This window comes from Methylobacterium soli (assembly GCF_008806385.1).
In the GTDB taxonomy this organism is placed as follows: domain Bacteria; phylum Pseudomonadota; class Alphaproteobacteria; order Rhizobiales; family Beijerinckiaceae; genus Methylobacterium; species Methylobacterium soli.
Map to the genome: position 1 here is coordinate 330,023 of NZ_VZZK01000001.1, position 22,099 is coordinate 352,121.

Sequence of the window (22,099 nt, forward strand, 5' to 3'; positions counted from 1 at the left end):
ACGCTGTCGCGGATATCTGGAGGATCGCCAAACAGGGTGAATATCCCGTAAAGGTCGGCAGCTATGGGCCTTTTCAGAACGGGTCTAACCTGCGTTCAGTTCTCGTTATCCCTGATCGCCGCGATCCCGTTGCCCCGCTCGACCGTCCGCACCGCGATCATGGTGAGATTGCGGCAAGGCTCCGCCGGAAGGGCAATCCGCCTCGGCAGGGAAAGTATTCCGCGCGGGCAGCATGCATCCAGCTCGGGCGGCCGGCAGGCTCCGGTCCCGGGCTACGGCCCTCAGGTCCCACGCCCCCACGAAGCGCCGAGATTGAGAATGTCGTTCCAGGCGGCGAACAGCATCAGCATGAGCACCAGAGCGAGGCCGATCCGAAATCCGATCTCTTGAGCGCGCTCGCTGAGGGGACGCCCGCGCACCACCTCGAACGCGTAGAAGAGGAGGTGCCCGCCGTCGAGAAGCGGAACCGGGAACAGATTCAGAAGGCCGATCGACACCGACAGCAGGGCGACGAGGCCGATGAGGCCACCGACGCCGCCAACCTTGGCAACCTCGCCGGAGACCCGCGCGATCCCGATCGGACCGGAGAGTTGATCGGCGGATTCACGCCCCGTGATCAGCTTGCCGAGATAGGAGAAGGTGCGATCCACGACAAAGTAGGTCTCGGACACGCCGAGGGAGAGCGACTGGACCGGCCCGTAGGAAACGAGCTTCGCCTCCGATCCCTTGGGACCCTGGATGCCGAGGCGGCCGAGACGATGCCGGCCGAAGGGCGTGCGCTCCTCGTAGACCTCAGGCGTGGCCGTCAGCGTCTTCTCCTCTCCGGCGCGCTCGATCGTGAACTGCAGGGTGGAGTCCGCGCTTGCCGAGACGGTGCGCTGCATCGCGATGAAATTCGTGATCGGGCTGCCGTCGATCGCCTTGATCGTGTCGCCCGGCTCGAACCCGGCGCGGGCCGCCGCGCTGTTCGGCATCACCGCCTCGACGCGCGGCGGCAATTCGTAGCGGCCCCCGAACCAGATCGCGCCGCTGAACAGCGCGATCGCCAGAATGAAGTTCGCGATCGGGCCCGCGGCGACGATGGCCGCGCGCTTGGCGACCGGCTGCGTCGGGAAGCTGATCGCCCGCTCCGCAGGACTCATCCGGGCCACGACCTCGGGTGCCGGCACGCTCGCGCCGTTGGCGTCCCCGAAGAACTTGACGTACCCCCCGAGCGGGATCGCGCAGAGCTTCCATCGCGTTCCGTGGCGATCGTTGAAGCCGAAAATCTCCGGCCCGAAACCGATCGAGAAGGCGTTCACGCCGACGCCGCACCAGCGGCCAACCAAGAAATGTCCCATCTCGTGCACGAACACCACGATGGTGAGCACGATCAGGAAGGGAATGACGGCGCCGAAGAAGCCGGCGGCGGTGCCGCCCATGGCGTTGAGGAAGTCCATGCGTCGATCCTTGGGGCCGCTTGAGCGACCATCGCAAGCGTCCTAGCAGATTGGGAGGCTGCCAAGCCAACGCAAACCCGCGTCATCGAGCACCATGGTCGCACACCCGCCTGCCGCAGGCGACCCGGCCGGTCCGCGCGCGCCCGCTTTCCCCGCTTTCCAGGCCGGCTCAATGGCCTCCGCCGGACCCCGCTGCCGCTCGGGGACGCCGGATCAGAGGCGTTGCGCAGGCCATGGCGAGGAAGAGCAGGGTCAAGACCAGAAATACATCCGAGAAGCTCATCAGCAGCGCCTGCGTCCGGACGGTGTTGGACATGGCCTTCAGGGCCATGCCGTTGGCATCTCCACCGAGCACCTCGAACTGCCGGCGCATCATGTCGAGTCGCTCGAGCACGGCCGCGCTCGTCCAGGTGAAGCGCTCGTGCATACGCGCGAGGTGAAGGTCCCAGCGGTCGTTCAGCAGCGTGTTGATCAGGGCGAGCCCAACCGCGCCGCCGAGGTTGCGCGTGAGATTGTAGAGGCCCGAGGCATTCTTCAAGCGCGTGGGCGCAAGGGTGCCGAGCGCGATATTGTTGATCGGGATCATGCACAGCATCAACGAGCAGCCCCGCAGAACCTGCGGCAGAAGAAGCTCCCAGAAGTCCCAATCCTTGGTCAGTCCGGTCACGATCCAGGTCCCGGCCGCGAACCCCGCAAAGCCGATGGCCATCATGATGCGGGGGTCGGCTTTGCCCGAGAGCCGTCCGACGATCGGGGCAGCCGCGAACATGCACAGGCCCGAGACGAACATCGTCTCGCCGATCTGCAGGGCCGAGTAGCCGCGGACGCGCCCGAGATAGACTGGATAGAGGTAGGTCAGGCCATAGAGGCCGATGCCCATGACGAAACTGAAGACGCAGCCTCCAGCGAAGTTGCGATCGGAGAAAGCGCGCAGGTCGACGATGGGCTCGCGTGCCGTGAAGGCGCGCCAGAAGAAGGCAGCCCCCGAGACGACGCAGATGATCGCGCAGGCAAAGACTGCCTCGTCCGCGAGCCAATCGTGGTTCGGGCCCTCCTCGAGCACATATTCGAGGCACCCGAGGAAGCCGGCCATGAAAGCCAAACCGAACCAATCGAAATGCTTGAACAGGTCGAGATTCGGCTTGTCGAAATCGACGAGGAGATATGTCGAGATCGTTACGAAGATGCCCGGCACGATGTTGATCAGAAACAGCCAGTGCCAGCTGAACAGATCCGTGAGGTAGCCGCCGACCGTCGGGCCGATCGTCGGCGCGAGCGTGGCCACGAGACCGATCATCGGTGACACGATCGAGCGCTTCGACGGGGGAAAGATCGTGAAGGCCGCCGCGAAGACGGTGGGAATCATGCCGCCGCCGATGAAGCCCTGCAGGGCGCGCCAGAGGATCATCTCGTTGATCGACGTCGACGTCGCGCACATCAGGCTCATCAGCGTGAAGCCACAGGCCGCGATCGAGAACATCCAGCGCGTCGAGATCACCCGCGACAGGAAGCCCGAGAGCGGGATCATGATCACCTCTGCGATCAGGTAGCTCGTCTGAACCCAGGGGATCTCGTCAGCGGAAGCCGAGAGGCCGGCTTGGATCTCGGCAAGCGAGGCCGACACGATCTGGATGTCCAGGATCGCCATGAACATTCCGAAGACCATGCACAGGAACGCCACCATCCGACGGCGATCGAGCGGCGGCTCCTTCGGTTCGGCGATGCTGGCGGCCGTGGCGGCCATGATCGCGCTCCTACTCGTGCCCGGCCGTGCGCAGCCGCCCGTCGGGAGCCGTTCCCGGCACTCGCGTGTCGACGCGCACCGTCGCCGACAGGCCCGGCCGCAGGAGACCTTCGCGGGCAACGGCTTCCGGAACATGCACGCGCACGGGGAGGCGCTGAACGATCTTGGTGAAGTTGCCGGTCGCGTTGTCAGGCGGCAGCAGGCTGAAGACCGAGCCCGAAGCGGGTGACAGGAACTCCACCTCGCCGACGATGTCGCGATCGGGATAGGCGTCGACCGCGATGTGGACCGGCTGCCCGGGCCGCATCCGGGCGAGCTGCGTCTCCTTGAAGTTCGCGTCGATCCGCACGCTCTCCAGTGGGACGAGGGCCGCGATACGGGATCCTGGCGACACGTAAGCCCCTGCCTCCACGGCCTTATTTCCGACGACGCCGTCGAAGGGCGCGCGGATCGTCGTGAAGGCGAGGTCGCGCGCGGCGCGATCCTCGGCGTTCTTCAATTCGACCGCGAGGCTCTCAGCCTCGCGTTGCTGGGCGCGCAGGACCTCGACATTGGCATGGGTCGCGATGAGAGCGGCCTCCGCTCCCTTGACGGCTGCCTCGGTGCGGTCGCGGTCGGCGCGGGCTTGCTCCATGCGGGATTTCGCAACGAAATCAGACTTTTCAAGCTGCTGCTGGCGCAGGTAATCGGCCGCGGCTCGGACGGAATCGGCCTTGTTGGCCTCGATCTGGGCCACACCCTGGGCAATCTGGGCCTGAGCGGCCTCGACCTGGCGCCCGATCCGGGTGATCGTCGCCTGCTGGGTCTGGAACTTTTCATGAGCGGCCTCCAACGCGAGGCGGTAATCGCCGTCGTCGAGGCTCGCGATCACGTCACCCTTGCGCACGGCCTGGCCGTTCTTCACGGGCACCGACGCGAGGTAGCCGGACACCTTCGCGGCGAGAACGGAGATGTCGGCCTGAACGTAGGCGTCGTCTGTCGCGACGAAGAAGCGCCCGACCGTCCACCATTCGAGCCCCTGATAGGCGCCGGCCGCGAGGGCCGTCGCTAGGAGGCCGAGGAGAACGAACCCACGAAGGCGCTTGCGCGGCGGCTTCGGTAACCTGTCTCCGGCAGGATTTGGCCGTGTGGTCGGAGGCGCGCTCTGCGCGGCTGATGCGGGCGCAGGAACACGATTGGTCGGCATAGGGTCCGGAAAGTCGGCGCCGTCAGCTTTGATCGCGCCATCGTCACGGAAGGACATCGCTCGAACCTCGACGGGATATTGACTGAACGGTTCGGTCAGTTCGCGGCGGACATTGACGCGCGGCTGATCTCGGGCATAGATAAAATGACTGAACGGTTCGGTCAATCGAGATCACGACGATGACAGGCGACCCGCCGACCCTCGAGCGCCATCCAATCCGTCCGGGAGCCGAGAGCGACAAGCGACGGCAGATCCTCGATGGGGCGCGCGCCGTCTTCCTCGCCGCGGGCTTCGACGGGGCGAGCATGGGCGAGATCGCCAAGACGTCGGGCGTCTCGAAGGGAACGCTCTACGTCTATTTCGACAGCAAGGAATCGCTGTTCGAGGCGCTGACGCTCGAGGAGAAGCGTGGTCTCGCCGAGGCGATGTTCCGGCTGGACGCCGACGATCCGGACGTCCGCGCTGTCCTGACCCGCCTGGGGCAGACCTATCTCGTCGAGATGATGCGGCCCGAGCACGTCGCGGTGATCCGCATGGTGATCGGGGCCACCGAGAAGTTTCCCCGATTCGGACAGGCCTTCTACGAGGCCGGCCCGGCCCAGGGGGTCGCGCGGCTCACCCGCTACATCACGGCCCAGGCCGAGGCCGGGCGTCTGCGCGCCTGCGACACGGAGCTGGCCGCCAAGCACTTTTTGCACCTGTGCCAAGCAGGTTTGCTGACGGGCCTGCTCTTCGCGGCCGGCAACCCCGTCTCGGCGGCCGAGACGGCTTACCGGGTGGAGGAGGCGGTGCGGGTGTTTTTCGCCGCCTATGGTCCAGAGGCCTGAGGCTACTCCGCCGCGCGAGCGCGCGGCAGCGACGCGGTACTCCAGGCCCGCACGTCTGCGTCGATCGCCAGCGCCTCGTCCATGTCGGCCGGTGCCGCGCGGTGCCGGCCGGCAAAGTGCGTGCAGGCCCGCTCGACCAGCTCAGCGATGCCATAGAAGGTGATCTCGCCGCGGATGAAGGCCGCGACCGCGATCTCGTTCGCGGCATTCATCACGGTCGGCGCCGCGCCACCCTCGGCCAGAGCCGCGCGGGCGATCCGGAGGCAGGGAAAGCGAGCCTCGTCCGCCGGCTCGAAGGTGAGGCTGCCGGCGGCCGCGAGATCGAGGTTGCGCCCCCGCGCGATGCTGAGCCGGTCTCCGAGACCGAGGCAATGGGCGATCGGCACCCGCATGTCCGGCATGGCGAGCCCCGCGGTGACCGCGCCGTCACGCCAATGGACCAGCCCGTGCACGATCGATTGGGGATGCACGATGACGTCGAGGCGCTCCGGCTCGATGGTGAAGAGGTGATGCGCCTCGATCAGTTCCAACCCCTTGTTCATCAGCGAGGCGGAATCAATGTTGATCTTCATGCCCATCGACCAGGTCGGATGGGCGGCGGCCTCGGCCGGGGTCGCTGCCGCGATGCGCTCGCGCGTCCAAGTCCGGAATGGGCCGCCCGAGGCCGTGATGGTCATCTTGGCCACGTCCGAGACGCGTCCGTCACCGAGCGCCTGCGCGAGGGCGTTGTGCTCGGAATCGACCGGGAGCAAGCGTGCGTTGTAGCGGGCGGCGTCCCGCATGAAGGCGTCGCCCGCACAGACGAGGCTCTCCTTGTTGGCGAGCGCCACGGTGCGGCCGAGCCGAAGCGCGGCGTGGGTCGGCTTGAGACCGGCGGCGCCGCTGACGGCCGCAACCACGATGTCGGCGTCCCGCGCCACGGCTTCGAGCACGGCGGATTCCCCGGCCCCGCTCGGAATGCCCGATCCCGAGAGCGCCTCGCGCAGGGCTGGGCCGGCGCTCTCGTCGGCGAGGGCCGCGAACTGCGCCCCCATCTCGCGGGCAAGCCGCCCGAGCGCGGCGGCATCCTTGCCGCCGACGAAGGCGCCGACTCGGAAGCGCCCGTCATGCTGGGTCAGCAGATCGGTGGTCGAGCGGCCGATCGAGCCGGTCGCGCCGAGAACGGTGACGGTGAGAGTCACGGAATTTGCTCCGTCAGGCCGCGATCAGGCGGCGAAGGATGAGGTAGAGGCCGGCTAGGAGGGCCACCGCGAAGAACCCGTCAAGCCGGTCCATGACGCCGCCGTGACCGGGAATCGAGCGGCCGGAATCCTTGACGCCGTGACTCCGTTTGAGAGCCGATTCCACGAGGTCGCCCGCCTGGCTGAGGACGGATGCCGCGCCGCTGACCAGCGCGACGAGGACGAAAGGCGTCTCGGCGAGGCTGCTCCAGCCGTAATGGCGCGCCAGCGCCACGATGCCGACGCCCATCAGCATGCCGGCCGCCAAGCCCCCGAGGGCCCCCGACCAGGTCTTCTTCGGTGACACGCGGGGCATCAGCTTCGGGCCGCCGAAGGTGCGGCCGGTGAAGTAGGCGATGATGTCCGTCGACCAGACCACCGCGAACATCCAGGCCGGCCCGAGGATGCCGATGCCCGGATCGTCCCGGAGCGCGGTGGGCACCAGGGCGATCACCACCGCGCCGAGGAGCCCACAGACGGCGCGCAGCCGCCCGCGCCCGCCCTGCGCCAGAACCACGAGACCGAGCAGGCCGAGACCGAGGAGAGCGAGGGCGGCGGCCGGAGGAGCACCGCCCTGCGCGCAGAGGACGAGAGCCGCGAGGGTCGCGGCCGTGATCCCGGCCACGGGTTTGACCGGCGTGATCCGGCTCATGCCGATCCACTCGGCCGCGCCGACGATCCCGGCGGCGAGCCAGATCAAGGCGAACGGCCAGCCGCCGAGGATGAGGGCGGAGACCACGATGACGGCCAGGATGATGCCGGAGAAGACGCGCAGGCCGAACTCGCGGCCGCCGAAGGGATTGCGACCCGGCATGGGCGAAGGCGCGGCCTCGCCGCGGGCCAACATCAGCCGGCCTTGTCGCTGAGACCGCCGAAGCGGCGGTCGCGGCGATGGTACTCGTCGATCGCCGCCGCGAAGGCGCGATGATCGAAATCAGGCCAGAACTCCGGCACGATCACGTATTCGGAGTAAGCGGTCTGCCAAGTCAGGAAATTCGACAGGCGCTGCTCCCCGGAGGTCCGGATCACGAGGTCTGGGTCCGGGATGCCGCTGGTGTCGAGGGCCCCCGTCACCGCCTGCGCGTCGAGTTGATCCGGCCGCATCCGCCCGTCGGCCACCGCCTCCGCGAGCTGCCGGACGGCGCGCAGGATCTCCTGGCGGCCGCCGTAATTGAAGGCGACCACCAGGGTCAGGCCGGTATTGGCCTCGGTCTTCTCCTCAGCCTCGCGCAGCACGCCCGCGATATCGGGGCTGAGGCCGTCGCGCTCACCGATGATCCGGATGCGAACGTTGTTGCCGTGGAGTTCCGCGAGGTCGCGACGCACGAACAGCTTGAGGAGCCCCATCAGGTCGGCGACCTCCGCCGGCGGGCGGCGCCAGTTCTCCGACGAGAAGCTGTAGATGGTCAGGTAGCGGATCCCGAGATCGATCGCGGACCGAACGGCCCGACGCACGGCTTCGAGGCCGCGGCGATGGCCTTCCACCCGCGGCAATCCGCGATGGGCGGCCCAGCGCCCGTTGCCGTCCATGATGATCGCGACGTGCTGAGGCGGGCTCGGATGCGACGAGAGCCCGCGTGGCGCGGCTGGCGCCGCACCCGATCGGGCGGCCGTCTGGCTCTCGCTCGTCATGCCTGCCTCGCGACGCGGGTGCTCACAATGCGCCACGCGTCTCTCCAAACTTCGTGCCGATACCGTAGCGGCGCGGTTCCTCGTGCCCAATCCCCGCCCTGCCCGCCAGGCGGGATCACGGCGCTGCTCGCGCCCCTGGCCGGGGCCGGGACGAAGCCGCCGCGGCGGAGCCATGCAGGCTGCTCAAACCTGCATGATCTCCTTCTCCTTCGAGGCCAGCACGCCATCGATCTCGGCGATATGCTGATCGGTGGCCTTCTGCACCTCGCCGGCCTGCCGCTTCTCGTCATCCTCCGAGATGGCGCTGTCCTTGAGGAGCTTCTTGAGGTGGTCGAGCCCGTCGCGGCGCACGTGCCGGACAGCCACGCGAGCCTCCTCCGTGTATTTGTGCGCGACCTTGACCATCTCCTTGCGCCGCTGCTCGTTCATCTCGGGGATGCGCAGGCGAATGGTCTGACCCTCTGTCTGAGGGTTGAGGCCGAGATCGGATTCGCGGATCGCCTTCTCCACCGCCGAGATCATGCCCCTGTCCCAGACCGAGATGCTGAGGAGGCGCGGCTCCGGCACGCTGACGGTCGCGACCTGCGACATCGGCATGGCGGCGCCGTAAGCGTCGACCTGGATCGGGTCGAGGAGGCTTGGCGTCGCGCGCCCCGTGCGCAGCGAGCCGAGATCCTTGGAGAGTGAGCTGACGGCGCCCTGCATACGGCGCTTGATGTCGTTCAAGTCGAAGTCCGGTGTGGCCATTTCCTGCGCTTCCCGACACGTCCCGGTTGATGCGTGGGCCGGGACGAGACGCCCGGCGTGTTGCGGTTTCAATGAACGAAAAACTCCAGAGCCGCAAATGCCGTTCTGGCGAACGCAACCGCGCGTCGAACCGCCCGAAGCGCGGGCGGCGGTCCGACGGCGCGACGCTAGGGCACCACGTGAGTGGACGGGGCGGCGCCCGTGAGGATCGCGGTGATCGAGCTCGGCGCGTGGACCGAACCCACCACGATGGAGAGGCGGCTCTCGCGGGCGAGCGCGAAGGCCGCCGTGTCCATCACCTTGAGGTCGCGGGCAATGGCCTCGTCGTGGGTGATGCGATCGTAGCGGATCGCCGACGGGTCGCGCTTCGGGTCCGCCGAATAGACGCCGTCGACCTGGGTCGCCTTCAGGACGGCGTCGCAACGCAGTTCCGCCGCCCGCAGCACCGCCGCGGTGTCGGTGGTGAAGTAGGGGTTGCCGGTCCCACCCGCGAGCACGACCACCTGCCCCTTGTCGAGGTGATGCAGGGCGGGCTGGCGGGCGTAGGTCTCGCAGATCGTCGGCATCGAGACCGCCGACATGGTCCTCGCCGTGACGCCGGCCGCGTTCAGGGCAGTCTCGAGGGCGAGCGAATTCATCACGGTCGCCATCATGCCGAGAGAATCGCCGGTGGCGCGGTCGATGAAGCCCGCCGCCGAGATCCGGGCCCCGCGGATCATGTTGCCGCCACCGACCACCAGGGCCACCTCGATCCCGGCCTCGATGGTGCGGGCGATGTCCTCGGCGAGGCCGGCCAGGGTCGGGGGATGGAGCCAGTAGCCGTCCGGTGCGGCCAGCGCCTCTCCGGAGAGCTTCACGAGCACGCGGCGAAACGGCGTGGTCTCCGGCATCCGGCGATCCCCTTATTGCCGGCCGCGACACGCCGGCCTGAACTGCAACCGAGGCGCTTCTACTTAAGCGTCGTGGAGCCGTCGAGGGGTCTGTCGCCGGTCCTCGGCCATACCTCATTCCGGGCAGTTGCTGACGGATGTCTGCGAAGGACGCGATGCGAGGGAATTTACCCTCGACGCGGCGCTCGGAAGCGGAGGCAGTCCACCACGCCGTCGTTCCGGGATGTTGCCGGCGAGCCCGGCCCCAACGATGCCGCGATGTTCAGTGCGCATCGCCGAAGATCCCGGGCCCGTCTGCGCAGCCCCGGAAGCGCGCTGAGCGGCATCAGTTCCTATGCGCGCGACGCGCCCCACCGCCCAAATGGGGAGGGTGGAGCGCGCCACGACAGGACATGGTTCGTGGGGCGGTTGCCCCGCTCAGGCGCGGCCGGCCTGCTGGGCGACTTCCGTGGCGAAGTCGGGGCCCTCTTCCTTCTCGATGCCCTCGCCGAGGGCATAGCGCACGAAGCCGGTGAGCTTCACGGGCGCGCCGACCTTGGACTCGGCCTCCTTGAGGACCTGCGTCACGGTCTTCGAGCCGTCATGCACGAAGGGCTGTTCCAGGAGGGTGACCTCCTTGTAGTAGGTCTTGAGGCCGCTCTCGACGATCTTCTGGAGGACGTGGTCCGGCTTGCCGGCGTTCTTCTCGCGCAGGATGTTGCTCTCGCGCTCGAGGGTCGCCTGATCGACGCCGGACGCATCGAGTGCGACCGGATTCGTCGCGGCCACGTGCATGGCGATCTGACGGCCGAGGGCCGAGAGCCCACCGACGTCGCCCTCGGATTCGAGCGCGACGAGCACGCCGATCTTGCCGAGGCCATCGGTGATCTGGTTGTGCACGTAGGAGGCGATGACGCCCTTCTGCACGTCGAGCTTGGCGACGCGGCGCAGGTTCATGTTCTCGCCGATGGTGGCGATGAGGGTCTGCAGCTTCTCGGTGACCGTGGTCGACTCGCCCGGGAATCGGGCGGCCTGCAGGCCCTCGAGGGTGCCGTCGGTGTTGAGGGCGAGCTTGGCCGCCTCGCGGACGAAGGCCTGGAAATTGTCGTTGCGGGCGACGAAGTCGGTCTCGGAGTTCACCTCCAGGATGGCGGCGTGGTGGCCGGACGACTCGACGGCGACGAGGCCCTCGGCGGCCACGCGGCCGGCCTTCTTGGCGGCCTTGGCGAGACCCTTCTTGCGCAGCCAATCGACGGCGGCCTCGATGTCGCCGCCCGTCTCGTTGAGGGCGCCCTTGCAATCCATCATGCCCGCGCCGGTCGTCTCGCGGAGCTCCTTCACCATCGCGGCGGTGATGTTGGCCATGGCCGGTCCTTCCTTCAGGTCGTTCAGAGAGGGGTCGTTCAGATGATAAGGAGCCCGGCGCTCAGGGGCAGAGCACCGGGCCCGAAGGGTCTTTCAGATCCGTCCGGTGCGGCCCGATTTCAAGCCGCGGGACGGGAGGCTCACGCGGCGGCGGCGGCCTCGACGAAGCCGCGGGCCTGGTCGACCCAGCCGTCGCGGCCGAAGCGGCCGTTGAGCTTGAGGTCGGCATCGACGCGGGCGACGTCCTCGGGGCTCATCGCGGCGATCTGCCAGTAATGGTAGATGCCGGCATCGTTGAGCTTCTGCACGATCTGCGGACCGGCGCCATTCAGCTTGGTCAGATCGTCCGGCGCGCCGCGGGGGGCGGCGAGCAGCTCGAAATGCTCGGTCGACTCGGCGAGCGCGGCGACATCGGCGGCGTTGAAGTCGCCGGATTCGACGGAGGCCGCGAGGTCGTCGTTGGCCGGCAGCTCCTCGGCCACCGGCTCCTCGGAGGCACCGAGGTCGACGCCCGACGAGCCCTGACCGCGCGAGATGCCGTCGATGGCGGCGCGGGCGATCAGGTCGCAGTAGAGGGCGATGGCGCGGCCCGCGTCATCGTTGGCCGGGACCACGTAGGTGATGCCGTCCGGGTCGCAATTCGTGTCGACGATGGCGGCGACCGGGATGCCGAGGCGCTGGGCCTCCTTGATGGCGAGCTGCTCCTTGTTTGTGTCGATGACGAACAGGAGGTCGGGCACGCCGCCCATATCCTTGATGCCGCCGAGCGCCTTCTCGAGCTTGTCCTTCTCGCGGGAGAGCATCAGGCGCTCTTTCTTGGTCAAGCCCTGGCCGCCGCCCTCGAGGGTCTCGTCGACCTTGCGCAGGCGCTGGATCGAGCCCGAAATGGTCTTCCAGTTGGTCAGCATGCCGCCGAGCCAGCGGGAGTTGACGTAGTACTGGGCCGAGCGCTTGGCGGCCTCGGCGATCGTGTCGGCCGCCTGGCGCTTGGTGCCGACGAAGAGCACGCGGCCGCCCTTGGCGACGGTGTCGCTCACCGCCTGCAGCGCTTGATGCAGCGCCGGCACGGTCTGGGCGAGGTCGATGATGTGGATGTTGTTGCGGGTACCGAAGATGTAGGGCTGCATCTTCGGGTTCCAGCGGTGCGACTGGTGTCCGAAATGGGCGCCCGCCTCGAGGAGCTGACGCATAGAGAAATCGACGGCCATGATCTGGTTCTCTCCGGTTGATACCGCCGCGGAGGAAGCGACCCGCTCGCGCGAGCAGGCCACCGGAAACGCCTCATTCAGGCATGAGGCCGGCTCCGCGTGTGGGATGGGCGGGGCCTTAGCAGAGGAGCCCCCGGAAGGCAAGGCGGCCGAACCGGCGGCACCTATCCCTCGGCGAAGACGCGCGCGATCTCGGCCTCGCTCATGATCCGGTGGGCGCCGGGCGCGAGATCCGCGGGCAGATCGAGGCCGCCGACCCGGTCCCGGTGCAGGGCCGTCACGTGGTTTCCGAGGGCGGCGAACATCCGGCGCACCTGATGGTAGCGCCCCTCCGTCAGAGTCACGGCCACGCGGGTCGCATCGTGCACCGTGAGGGTGACCGGCAGGAGCGGCCGCTCCTCGCCCTCGAGCATCAGCGTACCGGAGGCGAGAATTGCGCCCTCGTCGCCCCTCAGCGGGCGGTCGAGGCTGACCTGATAGCGCTTCGAGACGCTCGCCTTCGGCGAGATGATCCGGTGCAGGAGCGCCCCGTCATCGGTGAGGAGCAGGAGGCCGGAGGTTTCCTTGTCGAGGCGTCCGACGGTGGAGAGGGCTGGTTCGCGGCGGCGCCAGCGCGTCGGCAGCAGGCCGTAGACCAGGGGCCCCGCCTCCTTGTGCGAGCAGGTGACGCCGAGCGGCTTGTGCAGCATCAGTGCGAGGCCGGGCGGCGGGTCGAGGGGCTCGCCGTCGACGATCAGGCGCCCGGCGAGGTCCGGCGTGACCGGGATGCGCTGATCGGCGTCCCGCAGGGGCCGACCGTCGAGGACGACGAGGCCGGCGCGGGCAAGCCCGCCGATCTCGCGCCGGGAGCCGTAGCCCATATTCGCGAGCAGCCGGTCGAGGCGAAGGTTCGGGACCTTGCTCTTGCCGTCCGCGCTCACGCCTTGGCCTCGTAGACCTTGTAGCCGTGGGCGGACGCCCTGAGCGTCACGGCCTTGAAGGTCGCTTTGAGGACGGCCTCGTAGGGCAGATGCGCGTTGGCGGTGAGCCAGAGCAGGCCGCCGGGCCGCAAGCTCTCGGCGGCACGGCGGATGAAGGCTTGGCCCAGCGCCTGGTCCTCGGCGCCGCCATCGTGAAAGGGCGGGTTCATCACCACGAAGTCGAGGCGCGCCAGCGTTGGGTCGGGCTCGCGGATGTCGGCCCAGCGGAAGGCCGCGCGGGCATCGGCGACGTTGCGCTCGGCCATCTCGACGGCGCGACGATCGATGTCGATCAGGGTCAGGGCCGTCACCTTAGGGGATGCCAGGACGGCGCGCGCGAGGATGCCGAGGCCGCAACCGAAATCGGCGCCCCGCCCCGCCTGGGGCGGGAGGTTGGCCAGGAGCAGCGCCGTGCCGGGATCGATCCTGTCCCAGGAGAAGATGCCGGGCTGGGTGCAGAGCGCGAGGTTCTCGATATGGCGCGGGGCACCCGCCGCGATCGGCTCGGCGAGGGGCAGCGCGGCCTCGGGCCGAACCAGCGTGCAGATGCGATGGTGGCGCCGCGGCTCCTCGGAGAAGCTGCAGCCGAGATCGCGCAATTCGCGGCCGAGGCGCGCGCCGCCGCGGTCCTTCGGGGCGAGCAGCACCATGCGCCCGCCAGCCTTCACGGCCCTCAGGGCATGCGCCACGGCGAAGCGCCGCTCGACCGTGCCGGGGGGCGCGAGCATGACCAGCGCCTCGAGGCTCTTGTCGCCGGCATCCTCGAGACGGATCGATCCGGGAATCAGCGGCGAAACCTGGGCGGCCCCATCCGGGATCTCGGCGAGTTCGGCAGGCGGCAGGCCGTAGACGGCAGCGTGCATCATCAGTTCGGGCATGAAGGAATCGGGTGGATCGACCGCGTTCTGGACGTCGTCGGGCGAAGTCTGCGAGACAGCAGGCAGAGTGCGGAGCAAGTCGAGCCCCCGCGTCTCAGCCACGGGGAAATTCGAGGCCCATCTCGCGATACCGGGCCGGATCATCGGCCCAGTTCTCGCGCACCTTCACGTGCAGGAAGAGGTGGACCCGGGTCTCGGCCACCTCGGCGATCTCGGTGCGGGCCGCCTGCCCGATCGCCTTGATGGTCTGGCCGCCCTTGCCGAGCACGATCGAGCGCTGGCTCTCGCGCTCGACGAAGATCGTTTGCTCGATCCGGACCGACCCGTCGGCGCGCACCTGCCACTGATCGGTCTCGACGGTGGAGCGATAAGGCAATTCCTCGTGGAGCCGGTCGTAGATCTTCTCGCGCGTGATCTCGGCAGCGAGCATCCGGATCGGCGCATCCGAGACCTGATCCTCGGGATAGAGCCAGGGGCCGTCCGGCATCATCGCGGCGAGCGTGCGCTTCAGGTCCTCGACGCCGTCCCCATTGAGGGCCGAGATCATGAAGGTGTGGGCAAAAGGCATTCGGGCATTCAGCCCGGCCGCGAGGTCGAGGAGCTTCTCGCGGGGGATGAGATCGATCTTGTTGAGGATCAGCACCCGTTTGCGCTTCACCTCCGGCAAGCGCTGCAGGATCGCCTCGACCTCGTCGTCGACGCCCTTGCGCGCGTCGATGAGGAGACAGACCGCATCGGCGTCGGCCGCCCCGCTCCAGGCGGAATGGACCATCGCCCGATCGAGGCGGCGCTTGGGCGCGAAGATGCCCGGGGTGTCGACGAGGATGATCTGCGCCTTGTCCTCCATCACGATGCCGCGCACCAGCGCCCGGGTCGTCTGCACCTTGCGCGAGACGATGGAAACCTTCGTGCCGACGAGGCTGTTGAGGAGGGTGGATTTGCCCGCATTCGGCACGCCGATCAGGGCCACGAACCCGGCCTTGGTGTCGCTGGGCATCGGCGCCAGCGGTGGGATCACCGGCAGCGCCTCCTCCGCGCGATCCGGCATCTGGTCGGTCTCGTCCTGAGGCTCACGGGCCATCACGTCACTTTCCTCAGGCCGCACGCCGGCCCTCATTCCGATCGTCAATCTGGTCGCCGGCTCCGGGCGCGCTCCTGAGCCACCGCGAGGGGCGGAGAAACGGGCGCGGAAGGCACTCGAATCAACCGGGCTCGGCCTCGTTGGTTTCGATGCCGCTCTCGACGATGCCCTCCCGCTGCAGGATGGCGCGGGCGGCCTCCTGCTCCGCGAGGCGCTTGGAGGACCCCTCGCCGATTCCGGGCTCGATGCCCTCGACCCGGGCCGCGATGCGGAAGAGCGGCGCGTGGTCCGGTCCCGAGCGCTCGACCACGTCGTAGACGGGGATCGGCAGACCGCGGCCCATCGCCCATTCCTGGAGGGCCGATTTGGCATCGCGCCCGCGCGGAGCAGCGGTCTTCCGGGCAGGCTGGAAAGCCGCCTCGACGAGATCCTTCGCCTTGGCAAATCCGGCATCCAAAAAGACGGCGGCGAGGATCGCCTCGCAGACATCGGCGAGAATGGTCTGGTTTCGGCGCCCGCCGCCCATGACCTCGCCGGGGCCGAGGATGAGATGAGGACCGACATCCCACGTCGTCGCGACGGCCGCGCAGGTCTCGCGCCGGACGAGGCCGGCAAGGCGCCGGGAGAGATCGCCCTCATCGGCAATGGGGAAAGCCGCGTAGAGCAGGTCCGCGATGGCGAGGCCGAGCACCCGGTCGCCGAGGAATTCGAGGCGCTGGTAGCTGCCCGCCCGCCCGCTTGCCTTGCTGACATGGGTCAGCGCCCGCACCAGCAGGTCCGGATCGGCGAAGCTGTGGCCGATCCGCTCCTCCAGGTCGCCGAGGGCGGGTTTGGGACGATGCGCGCGCCGCGCGCGGCTGGAGGGACGCGCGGCGTCGTTCAAGGGATCATCCTCAGTGGATGGTGTTGAAGATGCGGTTCCACCGGACCTTGGCGGGCCAGTTCCAGATCTGCCAAGCCGGCGTGCCCTCGTCGATCGAGAAGAAGATCATCTCGGCGCGACCAACGAAGTTCTCGAACGGCACGTAGCCGACATTGGCGAGGTCGCGGGAATCCGTGGAATTGTCGCGGTTGTCGCCCATCATGAAGAAGTGACCGGGCGGCACGGTGTAGAGCTCGGTCTTGTCCCAGAAGCCGTTGTCGCCGTCGCGCTCGATCACCCGGTGGGCGACGCCGTTGGGCAGCGTCTCGAGGTACTGGGGCACCTTCGTGGCCTGACCGTAAGGGTCGATCGTCTCGTAATCGGCGATGCGCTCGCGCTTGACAGCCTTGCCGTTGATGTTGAGCACGCCGTCGATGACCTGGATCTTGTCACCGGGCAGACCGATCACGCGCTTGATATAATCGGTGGCGTTGTCCTTCGGCAGCTTGAACACCGCGATGTCGCCGCGCTTCGGCTCCGCCGCCCAGACGCGCCCCTCGGATTTGATGGGAATGTATTCGCTCAACGGCAGGGAGTATTTCGAGTATCCATAAGAATACTTCGAGACGAACAGGTAATCGCCGATCAGAAGCGTCGGCACCAGCGATCCCGACGGAATGTTGAAGGGCTGGAACAGGAGCGTCCGCACCACGAGCGCGATGAGCAGCGCCTGGATGCCGACCTTCAGGGTCTCCCGGATGCTGGCCCAGGTGCCGGGGGCGCCGGTATCGGCCGTCCGCAGCTCGTGCTTGGTGTCGTGATCCACGCGTGCGCGTTCCATGGTTCGTGACGTCCTCGGCTCGGTGCCCCCCGGCTCCGGTCCACCGGCACCCACCTCGGGGAGCGTGCCGCAATCCTGTCCGCTGTGAGCGGCGGTCTAGACTAAGCCGGGACTGCCCGCAACGCGCGACCGCCGCCGCCTAATCCGGAAATGTGCCGAGCGGCACAGCCTCGATGATCACGAAGGCCTGCGCCAGGGGTGGGTCGTCCGTCAAGGACACATGCACCTTCGGGGCGTGGCCATCCGGCATCATGGCTTTCAGGCGCGCCAGCGCGCCGCCGGTGAGCCGAAGCGTCGGCTGGCCGCCCGGCAGGTTCACGACCTCCATGTCCCGCCAGAACACGCCGTGGCTGAGGCCAGTGCCGAGGGCCTTGGCGCAGGCCTCCTTGGCGGCGAAGCGCCGCGCGTAGGAGGGCGCGCGCGCCGCCCGCCGGTCGCATTTCAGCCGCTCGCCGTCGGTGAAGATCCGGTGGGTGAAGCGATCCCCGAAGCGGCCGAGGGAGCGCTCGATCCGCCGGATGTCGCAGAGATCGGAGCCGATGCCGAGAATCATGCGCCGGCCATCCGCGTGCCTGTGCCCTCGCTTGCGTCCCCGCGCGCCGCATCCATGGCGGCCCGCATGTCGCGCAGCGCCTGCGGCAGGCCCACGAAGACGGCCTCGCCGATCAGCGCATGCCCGATATTCAGCTCGGCGACCTGCGGCAGGCGCGCCACCGGCCCGACATTCTCGACCGTGAGGCCGTGACCGGCATGAATCTCGAGACCGATGCCGGCGCCATAGGCGGCGGCTTTTCGGAGACGTGCATACTCGGCCTCGACCCGCTCGGCCTCGCCGGCCACGAAGGCGTCGCAGTAGCTTCCGGTGTGCAACTCGACCACCGGCGCACACAGGATGCGCGCCGTGTCCATCACGGCCTCCTCGGGCTCGACGAAGAGCGACACCCGGATGCCCGCTGCCGCAAGTCTCGCGATGCGGGGCGCGAGATGCTCCCGTCCCCCGATAATGTCGAGGCCGCCCTCGGTCGTTCGCTCCTCCCGCTTCTCCGGCACGAGGCAGGCCGCATGGGGACGCAGGCGCTCGGCGAGGCAGACCATCTCGTCGGTCGCCGCCATCTCGAAATTCAGCGGGACCGTCAGGCTCTGCATCAGCGCGACCATATCGGCGTCGCGGATGTGCCGACGGTCCTCCCGGAGATGGGCCGTGATGCCGTCGGCGCCCGCCGCGACAGCAAGATGCGCGGCCCGGACCGGATCCGGATAGGCACCGCCGCGGGCGTTCCGCAGGGTCGCGACGTGATCGATATTGACGCCCAGGCGCAGGCGGGAAGCGGACATGGCACGGGTTTCCGGTGGCCGAATGCGCGCGGGTCTAATCGAGGCGCGCACGGGTGGGAAGCCGAATGCCCGAAGGGAAGACCGGCGCATCGGGGGCGAGGCCCGCCATCGGCCTGCCGGATCCTCTGCTCGCTGGCTGGACTGATGACTTGGCCGGAACGCGCCCCCACATCAGCCCGGACCAGGGAGAAGCAGGACAATGGGAATTCTCGACGGCCTCTTCGGCCATGGCAGCGATCTGAGCGCGGCCGAGCTCGGCGAACAGCTCGCGGGTGTCCTCACCGAGGGCGAGTCGGTTCGCGTTGCCTTCACGGTGATCCGCGACCTCTTCGTCTTCACCGATCGACGCCTGATCTTCGTCGATCGCCAGGGCCTGACGGGGCGGAAGGTCGAGTACCTGACCATACCCTACCGGGCGATCACGTCGTTCTCGGTCGAGACGGCGGGAAGCTTCGATCTCGATTCGGAACTCAAGATCTGGGTCTCGGGCAGGCCGGACCCGATCCAGCGCACCCTGAAACGGGGCGCCAACGTCCTTGGCATCCAACAGGCGATCGCGGCCTCGCTGAAGTGAGGTCCTGGTGCCCGGGCCCTCAATGTCCGCCCGGCCCGTCGCGGCCCTCATCAAGGAATTCCGAGACGATCAGCAGCGTGGCGGTTAGCACGCGCTCCCCCTCTCCGTCCCGCACGTCGGCCCGGATCTGAACAGCCCCGCCCCGCTGCGACTGGTGGCTGACCAGCTCCGCCAGCGCCCGGTGGGCCTCCGCCCGGACGGCAATCATGTCGGGAAGCTCGATCCCCTGATCATCGCGCACGTCGATGCCATCCTGGATATCGAAGAAGTAGCGCGGCATGAATTCCGTTCATGGTTTCGCCGACTGCCTGGCCTCGGTCAGGAACCGAGCGGATCCGGTCTACAATGTGACAGACCGTAAAGACGCCAGGATCGCAAAATTGATCCATGACAATAATCACGGATCCGTGAACAGCGTCGGCCGGTCGGGGCGAGCCGAGCATTCTGCCGGTGGCTCGCCGGCCAAGAGCCGACGCTTGAGGGTTCGGCTCGGCTCGAGAGGCCCGCGTGGCTTGCGGGCCGTCTCGCGGACCCGCGCTTCTTGCATATCCGCTCTTGCGATCCTGCGCGAAAACCGCTATGCGCCGCCCTCGCGTTCGCTCCGGCCGGGGGCTGAACGGACGGTGCCCATCGGGGCACAGGACGGGTTTCGACCCGCTCTCCGTCGTCCGGTGTCTCCGCCTTCGATCAACCGCTCGGGCCTGAATACGGCTCGAAGGGCTTGGCGCCGGGTGACGCGGAAACGAACCGGCCCGACCCTCAACGCACCCTGCGTGCCGTCGGGCCCCATTCAAGCTGAAGGGCCCGCAATGCCTTTATACGAGCACGTCTTCCTGGCGCGCCAGGACGTGACGTCCCAACAGGTCGAGACCATGGTCGAGGCCTACAAGGGCGTCATCGAGCAGAACGGCGGTAAGGTCGAGAAGATCGAGATGTGGGGCGTGAAGTCCCTCGCCTACCGCATCAAGAAGAACCGCAAGGCGCATTTCACGCTCCTGAACATCGAAGCGCCCCCGGCGGCACTCGCCGAGATGGAGCGCCAGATGCAGATCTCGGAAGACGTCCTGCGCTTCATGACGATCCGCGTCGAGGAGCTCGAGGGCGAGCCGTCCGCGATGATGCAGAAGCGTGACCGCGACGACCGCAAGGATCGCGATCGCGGCCGTCGTCGTGACGACGAGGGCTTCGGTGGCGGCTTCGGCGGCGACCGTGATCGTGGCGACCGCGGTGACCGCGGTGACCGCCCTGAGCGCAGCTTCGGCGGGGAGAACTAAGTCATGGCATTTGGTGCTGGTGGTGGCGGCGGTGGCCGTCGTCCGTTCTTCCGTCGTCGCAAGACCTGCCCGTTCTCCGGCGCGAACGCTCCGAAGATCGACTACAAGGACGTGAAGCTCCTGTCCCGCTACGTCTCGGAGCGCGGCAAGATCGTTCCGAGCCGCATCACCGCGGTCTCGGCCAAGAAGCAGCGCGAGCTCGCCCAGGCGATCAAGCGCTCGCGCTTCCTCGGCCTGCTTCCCTACGTCATCAAGTAGGGCGTCGGCGCCCCGGCCCATCCGGCCGGGGCGCTACTCTGGACCGGGTTTCGCCTACGGAAATCCGGGATCGTTGGGGCAAGCCTGCCTCTAACCCTGCTCCCAGGTCGGGACAGCGGGACAGCGGATTGTGATGGTTCAGTCTCTCGGCATCGGTATCGGCGCGGGTCTCGTCTCGGCACTCCTGTTCGGCGTGCTCCTGAAGGCGACGCCGCTCGCCATCGTGCTCTACCTGCTGGCCCCGCTCCCGATCCTGATCGTGGGCCTCGGCTGGAGCCACAAGGCCGCCCTCACGGCCGCCGTGACCGGAACCCTCGCCCTCGCGCTCGGCGTCTCCCCCTTCCTCGGCCTCGGCTTCAGCGCCTACCTGGCGGTGCCCGCCTGGTGGCTTGCGTATCTCGCGCTCCTCGGGCGGCCTCGCGCCGACGGCTCCCTCGAATGGTACCCGACCGGCCGGCTCCTCGGCTGGACCGCCGCCACCGCGGCCCTGGCCTTCGTGGCCATCGCGGTGATCGCCTCCCCGAACTACGACGCCTTCCAGACGCAGCTTCGCGAGATGAGCGGCTCCCTCGTCCAGCTCCAGACCCGCAGCGCCCCCGACACGCCGCCCGCCGGCACCGGGCAGACCGAGACCCCGCCGAGCGACCAGAAGACGGAGGTCGCGAATGCGCTCGCCCGGATCGCGCCGGCGCTCGCCACGCAGGGACTCGCCCTGCTCCTGACCCTCTATCTCTGGGCGGCGGCGCGCATCGTGCAGGTCTCCGGGCGCCTGCCCCGTCCATGGCCCGACCTGCCCTCCACGATGATGCCCCGGACCGTGCTGGTGCTTCTGGCCGCCGCCGTCATCCTGGGCTTCCTGCCGGGCTACGCGGGCGTGCTCGGGATGGCACTCGCCGGCTCGCTCAGCGCCGCCTTCGCCCTGCAGGGGCTTTGCGCCTTCCACGACCGCAGCCGCGGGCGAACGGGGCGGGGGGCGCTTCTGTTCGGACTCTACCTCATCGTCTTCGTGACGCAGGGCATCGCCCTGTTCGCGCTCACCCTGTTCGGCATCGCCGACACCGCCCTCAACCTGCGCCGTCCCAAAGAGGGCGCCGGCAGATCCTGAGAGACCCGCCGCCCCGGCGGCTCCCTAGATAAGGAAGACCACGATGGAAGTGATCCTGCTCGAACGCGTCGCCAAGCTCGGCCAGATGGGCGAGACCGTGAACGTGAAGCCGGGCTTCGCCCGCAACTTTCTCCTCGCCCGCGGCAAGGCCCTGCGCGCGACGGAAACCAACAAGAAGCACTTCGAGGGTCAGCGCGCCCAGCTCGAGGCCCGCAATCTCGAGCGCCGCAATGAGGCCCAGGCCGTTGCCGACAAGCTCGCGGGCCAGAGCTTCGTGCTGATTCGCCAGTCCGGCGAGACGGGCGTGCTCTACGGGTCGGTCTCGACCCGCGACCTCGCCGAGGTCGTCACCAAGGAAGGCTTCAGCGTCGGCCGCGACCAGTTCGCCCTGAACCAGCCGATCAAGACGCTGGGCCTGCACACCGTCCCGGTCGTGCTGCACCCCGAGGTTGAGGTCAGCATCACCGTCAACGTGGCGCGCAGCCCGGAGGAGGCCGAGCGTCAGGCCCGCGGTGAGTCGGTCACCGAGCGCGAAGCGTTCAACCTCGACGACCTCGGCCTTGAGGTCGGCGCAGCGCTCGCCGAATCCGGCGAGGGCGACGAGGGCTGAACCGCCCGCGGGACGCAATCCCGGCCGGGATTCTCCGTTTGATCCAGTGAAGAACGGGGATCCTGGCCGCCAAGGCTTGACACGT

The 22,099-nt window shown here is 68.3% G+C and carries 24 protein-coding genes; 6 read left to right on the plus strand and 18 right to left on the minus strand.

Annotated features, from left to right (window positions below; all coding sequences use genetic code 11):
• Positions 1-281 precede the first annotated feature (281 nt).
• From rseP to F6X53_RS01530, 3 genes are all read right to left on the minus strand, one after another.
• Positions 282-1,439 (minus strand): RIP metalloprotease RseP, encoded by a 1,158-nt coding sequence (gene rseP / locus F6X53_RS01520; protein WP_150996465.1) that lies wholly within the window; start codon positions 1,437-1,439, stop codon positions 282-284.
• Between the two features lie 169 nt (positions 1,440-1,608).
• Complete coding sequence (locus tag F6X53_RS01525; protein ID WP_150996467.1) at positions 1,609-3,183, minus strand: DHA2 family efflux MFS transporter permease subunit; 1,575 nt, start codon at positions 3,181-3,183, stop codon at positions 1,609-1,611.
• Between the two features lie 10 nt (positions 3,184-3,193).
• Positions 3,194-4,369: an HlyD family secretion protein gene (locus F6X53_RS01530; RefSeq protein ID WP_150996730.1), complete on the minus strand. Its 1,176-nt coding sequence runs from the start codon at positions 4,367-4,369 to the stop codon at positions 3,194-3,196.
• 179 nt (positions 4,370-4,548) lie between these two features.
• Here F6X53_RS01530 and F6X53_RS01535 point away from each other — a divergent pair, with 179 nt between their 5' ends.
• Entirely contained in the window at positions 4,549-5,196 is a 648-nt protein-coding gene (locus F6X53_RS01535; protein WP_150996469.1) for a TetR/AcrR family transcriptional regulator, read from the plus strand.
• Between the two features lie 2 nt (positions 5,197-5,198).
• Here F6X53_RS01535 and dxr read toward each other — a convergent pair whose 3' ends face one another.
• The 14 genes from dxr to F6X53_RS01605 form a co-directional block, all read right to left on the minus strand.
• Complete coding sequence (gene dxr / locus F6X53_RS01540) at positions 5,199-6,377, minus strand: 1-deoxy-D-xylulose-5-phosphate reductoisomerase (protein WP_150996471.1); 1,179 nt, start codon at positions 6,375-6,377, stop codon at positions 5,199-5,201.
• A 13-nt stretch (positions 6,378-6,390) separates the two neighbouring features.
• Entirely contained in the window at positions 6,391-7,230 is an 840-nt protein-coding gene (locus F6X53_RS01545; RefSeq protein WP_238298743.1) for a phosphatidate cytidylyltransferase, read from the minus strand.
• A 32-nt stretch (positions 7,231-7,262) separates the two neighbouring features.
• The gene (locus tag F6X53_RS01550; protein ID WP_150996475.1) at positions 7,263-8,048 is read right to left on the minus strand and encodes an isoprenyl transferase; all 786 of its coding nucleotides are present in this window, start codon (positions 8,046-8,048) and stop codon (positions 7,263-7,265) included.
• Positions 8,049-8,231: 183 nt separating this feature from the next.
• Positions 8,232-8,795 carry a ribosome recycling factor gene (gene frr, locus F6X53_RS01555; RefSeq protein ID WP_150996477.1) on the minus strand — a complete coding sequence of 188 codons (564 nt, stop codon included), beginning with the start codon at positions 8,793-8,795 and terminating at the stop codon, positions 8,232-8,234.
• Positions 8,796-8,962: 167 nt separating this feature from the next.
• Positions 8,963-9,685, minus strand: coding sequence for a UMP kinase (pyrH, locus tag F6X53_RS01560; RefSeq protein WP_150996479.1), 723 nt, complete (start codon positions 9,683-9,685; stop codon positions 8,963-8,965).
• Positions 9,686-10,102: 417 nt separating this feature from the next.
• Positions 10,103-11,029 carry a translation elongation factor Ts gene (gene tsf / locus F6X53_RS01565; RefSeq protein ID WP_150996481.1) on the minus strand — a complete coding sequence of 309 codons (927 nt, stop codon included), beginning with the start codon at positions 11,027-11,029 and terminating at the stop codon, positions 10,103-10,105.
• 140 nt (positions 11,030-11,169) lie between these two features.
• The gene (locus tag F6X53_RS01570) at positions 11,170-12,237 is read right to left on the minus strand and encodes a 30S ribosomal protein S2 (RefSeq protein WP_150996482.1); all 1,068 of its coding nucleotides are present in this window, start codon (positions 12,235-12,237) and stop codon (positions 11,170-11,172) included.
• 164 nt (positions 12,238-12,401) lie between these two features.
• Positions 12,402-13,157, minus strand: a complete 756-nt coding sequence (locus tag F6X53_RS01575; protein WP_280525987.1) for a pseudouridine synthase — start codon at positions 13,155-13,157, stop codon at positions 12,402-12,404.
• Positions 13,154-14,059 (minus strand): class I SAM-dependent methyltransferase, encoded by a 906-nt coding sequence (locus F6X53_RS01580; protein ID WP_150996734.1) that lies wholly within the window; start codon positions 14,057-14,059, stop codon positions 13,154-13,156. Before F6X53_RS01580 ends, F6X53_RS01575 begins: the two co-directional genes overlap by 4 nt.
• A gap of 109 nt (positions 14,060-14,168) precedes the next feature.
• Positions 14,169-15,122: a GTPase Era gene (gene era / locus F6X53_RS01585; protein WP_238295940.1), complete on the minus strand. Its 954-nt coding sequence runs from the start codon at positions 15,120-15,122 to the stop codon at positions 14,169-14,171.
• 154 nt (positions 15,123-15,276) lie between these two features.
• Positions 15,277-16,038, minus strand: coding sequence for a ribonuclease III (gene rnc / locus F6X53_RS01590; protein ID WP_150996486.1), 762 nt, complete (start codon positions 16,036-16,038; stop codon positions 15,277-15,279).
• A 10-nt stretch (positions 16,039-16,048) separates the two neighbouring features.
• A complete protein-coding gene (lepB, locus tag F6X53_RS01595; protein ID WP_150996489.1) occupies positions 16,049-16,858 on the minus strand; it encodes a signal peptidase I in 810 nt (269 codons plus the stop codon).
• 139 nt (positions 16,859-16,997) lie between these two features.
• The gene (acpS, locus tag F6X53_RS01600) at positions 16,998-17,411 is read right to left on the minus strand and encodes a holo-ACP synthase (protein WP_150996491.1); all 414 of its coding nucleotides are present in this window, start codon (positions 17,409-17,411) and stop codon (positions 16,998-17,000) included.
• Positions 17,408-18,193, minus strand: a complete 786-nt coding sequence (locus F6X53_RS01605) for a pyridoxine 5'-phosphate synthase (protein ID WP_150996493.1) — start codon at positions 18,191-18,193, stop codon at positions 17,408-17,410. The genes acpS and F6X53_RS01605 overlap by 4 nt, the downstream gene beginning before the upstream one ends.
• A gap of 199 nt (positions 18,194-18,392) precedes the next feature.
• Between F6X53_RS01605 and F6X53_RS01610 the strand changes: the two genes are divergently transcribed.
• Complete coding sequence (locus F6X53_RS01610) at positions 18,393-18,767, plus strand: PH domain-containing protein (protein ID WP_150996495.1); 375 nt, start codon at positions 18,393-18,395, stop codon at positions 18,765-18,767.
• A gap of 19 nt (positions 18,768-18,786) precedes the next feature.
• On the opposite strand, the gene F6X53_RS01615 is transcribed toward F6X53_RS01610, so the two are convergent.
• Positions 18,787-19,047, minus strand: coding sequence for a DUF6894 family protein (locus F6X53_RS01615; protein WP_150996497.1), 261 nt, complete (start codon positions 19,045-19,047; stop codon positions 18,787-18,789).
• Positions 19,048-19,576: 529 nt separating this feature from the next.
• Between F6X53_RS01615 and rpsF the strand changes: the two genes are divergently transcribed.
• From rpsF to rplI, 4 genes are all read left to right on the plus strand, one after another.
• Positions 19,577-20,041, plus strand: coding sequence for a 30S ribosomal protein S6 (gene rpsF, locus F6X53_RS01620; protein WP_150996499.1), 465 nt, complete (start codon positions 19,577-19,579; stop codon positions 20,039-20,041).
• A gap of 3 nt (positions 20,042-20,044) precedes the next feature.
• The gene (gene rpsR, locus F6X53_RS01625) at positions 20,045-20,299 is read left to right on the plus strand and encodes a 30S ribosomal protein S18 (protein WP_091948993.1); all 255 of its coding nucleotides are present in this window, start codon (positions 20,045-20,047) and stop codon (positions 20,297-20,299) included.
• Positions 20,300-20,432: 133 nt separating this feature from the next.
• On the plus strand, positions 20,433-21,404 hold the full coding sequence (locus F6X53_RS01630; RefSeq protein WP_150996501.1) for a DUF2232 domain-containing protein: 972 nt from the start codon (positions 20,433-20,435) through the stop codon (positions 21,402-21,404).
• A gap of 43 nt (positions 21,405-21,447) precedes the next feature.
• Positions 21,448-22,014, plus strand: coding sequence for a 50S ribosomal protein L9 (rplI, locus tag F6X53_RS01635; protein ID WP_150996503.1), 567 nt, complete (start codon positions 21,448-21,450; stop codon positions 22,012-22,014).
• Positions 22,015-22,099: the final 85 nt, after the last annotated feature.